The organism is Nesterenkonia suensis (assembly GCF_054782935.1).
Map to the genome: position 1 here is coordinate 1 of NZ_BAAGRN010000014.1, position 722 is coordinate 722.

Here is a 722-nt window from a genome sequence, read left to right on the forward strand (position 1 = left end):
GATGAAGTTTGACATGGGGGCATCGACGCTGAGCAGTCTCAGCCAGCAGACCTCGGGATCGTCGGATGAGCTGGGCACGTTGATCCAGCAGCTGGTGGCGGCGGTGGAGCCGTTGCAGGGGAAGTTCAATGGGCAGGGTCGTGCGGCGTTCGATTCGTTCAAGGCGCGTGCCGATGAGGTCTCGGCGGATCTGAATCAGTCTTTGGCGGCGATTCAGCTGGGGCAGTCCGAGATGAACACGGCCACTCAGACCGGTGATCAGGAGAGTGCGGACAATGCGGCGCGGAGCCAGGGGAGCGCGAACTTCGACGCGGCTCGGTTCTCTTCGAGCCGCTGAGCCGCTGAGCCGCTGGGCCGCTGTATTGAGCTGTTGAGCTTTCACTGACTGTGATTCTTCTGAGAGGACGGGACTATGTCTCTTGATCGTATTTCTTTCGACACGGGTACTTCGGGCCAGGTGCAGGGTGACATCGATGGCATCGTGAGCCGGTTGGAGGCGCTGATCGGTCAGCGTGACCAGCAGGTGGCTCAGGCGCTGGCTGATTTTCAGATGGACGGGGCTGATGAGGAGTACCGCCATGTGGAGACGCGTTGGAACAACGCTTCGAACGAGGTGAAGAGCATCATCGCTCTGGTGCGTCAGACGCTGTCCAGCAATGACCAGACGGCGACGACGACGCAGTCGAAGACGCGCAGCGCGATCTCGAACATCGGCTGAGGCC

At 60.9% G+C, this 722-nt stretch carries 2 protein-coding genes; both read left to right on the forward strand.

Going from position 1 to position 722, the window contains the following annotated elements; all coding sequences use genetic code 11:
• On the forward strand, window positions 1–337 hold a 337-nt coding region (locus tag ACYVKI_RS12865; protein WP_460690767.1), incomplete at its 5' end, for a WXG100 family type VII secretion target.
• 75 nt (window positions 338–412) lie between these two features.
• Window positions 413–718, forward strand: coding sequence for a pore-forming ESAT-6 family protein (locus tag ACYVKI_RS12870; RefSeq protein ID WP_460690768.1), 306 nt, complete (start codon window positions 413–415; stop codon window positions 716–718).
• Window positions 719–722 lie beyond the last annotated feature (4 nt).

What these genes read in the sequence shown, in the direction of transcription:
- ACYVKI_RS12870 (WP_460690768.1), top strand. Translation starts at nt 413, where the DNA reads ATGTCTCTTGATCGTATTTCTTTCGACACGGGTACTTCGGGCCAGGTG.